2 protein-coding genes are annotated in these 3,104 nt (G+C 62.5%); both read left to right on the top strand.

Going from position 1 to position 3,104, the window contains the following annotated elements; translation table 11 throughout:
* Positions 1-591, top strand: a 591-nt coding sequence (locus tag BLP82_RS29895; RefSeq protein ID WP_256576695.1) for a phosphopantetheine-binding protein, incomplete at its 5' end; no start/stop codon positions are given.
* Positions 592-1,173: 582 nt separating this feature from the next.
* On the top strand, positions 1,174-3,104 hold a 1,931-nt coding region (locus tag BLP82_RS29890; protein ID WP_139198019.1), incomplete at its 3' end, for a condensation domain-containing protein.

Below are 3,104 nucleotides of genomic sequence, written 5' to 3'. Positions count from 1 at the left end.
TTCCGCATCGAACTGGGCGAGATCGAAGCCAAGCTCGCCCAGCACGATGCCGTGAAAGAGGCGGTGGTGCTGGCCCGGGAAGACGTACCGGGCGATAAACGTCTGGTCGCGTATTTCACCCAGCATTCGCCAGGCCAGGCAGTGGGCGTAGGCCATCTGCGTGGGCATCTGCAAGCGCAGTTGCCGGAGTATATGGTGCCGGCGGCCTATGTGCGCCTCGACACCTTGCCGTTGACCCCCAACGGCAAGCTCGATCGCAACGCCTTGCCACTTCCCGGCAGCGAGGCGTTCGCCACTCATCTTTACGAAGCCCCCGTGGGTGATGTGGAAACGAAGCTTGCTTCGTTGTGGGCCGAGCTGCTGAAGGTCGAGCGCGTCGGCCGTCACGATCACTTCTTCGAACTCGGTGGCCACTCGTTGCTGGCCGTGACGCTGATCGAACGCATGCGCAAGGAAGGCATGGAAGCCGATGTCCGTGTGTTGTTCGGTCAACCGACGCTGGCGTCTGTGGCCGCGGCGGTGGGGCAGGTACAACGCATCGAAGTGCCCGAGACGAAGATACCGGCGCTCACGCGTCAGCGACGCATCTGAGTCCGATGGGAGAGAGCCTGTCCGCCGGCATGACGCCATCGCGAGCAGGCTCGCTCCCACAGTTTTCCGCGGCGCCGCGCAAATCCTGCTGACCCCAAATCCCTCTGTGGGAACGGGCTTGCTCGCGAAAGCGGAGTGTCTGTGACGCAGATGTCGAATGTGCCACCGCTTTCGCGGGCAAGCCCGGCTCCCACAGGTCTGACGGTGTCCGCAAAGGCCGAGTTCACCCCAAGTCCAATGTGGGAGCGAGCCTGCTCGCGATAGCGGTGGGTCAATTGGTATCAATGCTGACTGTGCCACCGCCTTCGTGAGCAAGCCCGGCTCCCCCAGGATTTACGTTCGCTTGCTCCGCGCCGGGACTTGTCCCTGCTTCCCATGACAGACATGACCTACTGAATGCTCTAATTTTTTTTGGCCTGTAAGGAGACGGATCTCCTTCGGTTGAACATGACGATATTCATTGCATTGGCCCGCACGCGGTGATCGGCCCGTCCACCGCCAATCCTCGCGTCCAGGCGACACGCCGTATCTGAAAGCCACATTGATCGTCAACCACTCCGAACCAGAAAAGCAGGTCCTTCGATGCAATTCAGCGAACTGATGGCAGTGCTTTCCAAGCACCCGATTCGTCTCCAACAGGATGGCGAAAACCTTGTGATCGAGGGCGATGACGAAGGGCTGGAGAACACGGTATGGGACAGTCTGGCCGTCCATAAGCGTGAACTGCTCGCCCTGGTGGAGAGAAACGGTGGCGACTGGTTGAGCCCGGCGTTCCGCATCACACCGGATATGTTGCCGCTGGCGAGCCTGACTCAGGAGCAGATCGACCGGATCGTCGACGGCGTGCCCGGTGGCGCCGGCAATGTCCAGGACATCTATCCGCTGGCGCCGTTGCAGGAAGGCATTTTCTACCATCACCTTGCCGCGGAACAGGGTGATCCCTATGTGTTGCAGACCTTGTTCGGAGCAGACCAGAGGGCTCGCCTGGACGATTTTCTCCAAGCCTTGCAAGGCGTGATCGATCGCCACGACATCTTGCGCACCTCGGTGGTGTGGGAAGGGTTGGAGGAACCGATGCAAGTGGTCTGGCGCGAGGCCACTCTGGCGTTGGAAGAACTGGTGCTCGATCCGGCCGAGGGCGATATCGATTGGCAACTGCATCAGCGTTTCGATACCCGACACCACCGTCTGGACGTGGGTCGGGCGCCGTTGATGCGCCTGGTCTGTGCGCAAGACCGGGCTAACAACCGCTGGGTGGCGATTCTGTTGTTCCATCACATGGCGCTGGACCATGCAGCCCTGGAGCTGGTGCAGCATGAGATGCAGGCATTCCTGCTTGGCCGGACCGATGAATTGCCTGAGCCGGTACCTTTTCGCAACTACGTGGCACAGGTGCGCCTGGGCATCAGTGCTGAGGCCCATGAAGGGTTCTTCCGCGAGATGTTGGGTGATGTCGATGAGCCGACCCTGCCATTCGGCCTGCAAGAGGTGCAGGGCGCAGGGCCGGGCATTGAGGAAGCTACACTGGCACTCGCCAGCCGCTTGAGTCTGGACTTGAGGACCCAGGCGCGTCTGCTCGGCGTGAGTGCAGCGAGTCTGGTTCACCTGGCCTGGGCGCAGGTGCTGGGCCGTGTGTCGGGCCGGGACGATGTGGTGTTTGGCACCGTGCTGATGGGGCGGATGCAGGGCGGCGAAGGGGGCGACCGCGCCTTGGGCATGTTCATCAATACTCTGCCATTGCGGGTGAGCATTGGCGGGCAGGGCGTACGCGCCGGGGTCAAGACGACCCATGCACGGTTGACCGCATTGCTCGGTCACGAGCACGCCTCCCTGGCCTTGGCCCAGCGTTGCAGCGGCGTGGCGGCACCCGCGCCGCTGTTCAGCGCCTTGCTCAACTACCGCCACACCGGCACCGCGACTTCGACCGAAGCGGTGTCTGCCTGGAACGGTATCCAAGTGCTCGGTGGCGAGGAGCGGACCAACTATCCGCTGATGCTCTCGGTGGACGATCTGGGTGAGGGCTTCAGCCTGACCGTCCAGGCTGTGAGCGGGATCGACGCGTCGCGGATCTGTGCCTATATGGAAACGGCGCTGGCGACTTTGGCGCAGGCGCTGGAGTACACGCCTGCGTCGCCGCTGGCCGATTTGCCGATTCTGCCTCCGGCGGAGCGCGAGCAACTGCTGGTGACGTTCAATGCCACCGACGCCGAGTATCCGCTGGAACAGACGATCCACGGGCTGTTCGAGGAGCAGGTGCAGCACACGCCGGATGCGCTGGCGGTGCTGCATGGCGGTCAGCGCCTGACTTATGCTGAATTGAACGAGCAGGCCAACCGGCTGGCGCATTACCTGCGTGGGCAAGGCGTGCGGCCGGATTCGCGGGTGGCGATCTGTGTCGAGCGTGGTGCCGACATGGTGATCGGGTTGCTGGCGATCCTGAAAGCGGGCGGCGGTTATGTGCCGCTGGATCCGGCGTATCCGGCGGATCGGATTGCCTACATGCTGGAAGACAG

The organism is Pseudomonas sp. NFACC37-1 (assembly GCF_900101575.1).
GTDB lineage: Bacteria > Pseudomonadota > Gammaproteobacteria > Pseudomonadales > Pseudomonadaceae > Aquipseudomonas > Aquipseudomonas fluorescens_AA.
Note: the sequence above shows the minus strand (reverse complement) of the source record. Positions and strands in the feature narration are given on the sequence as shown.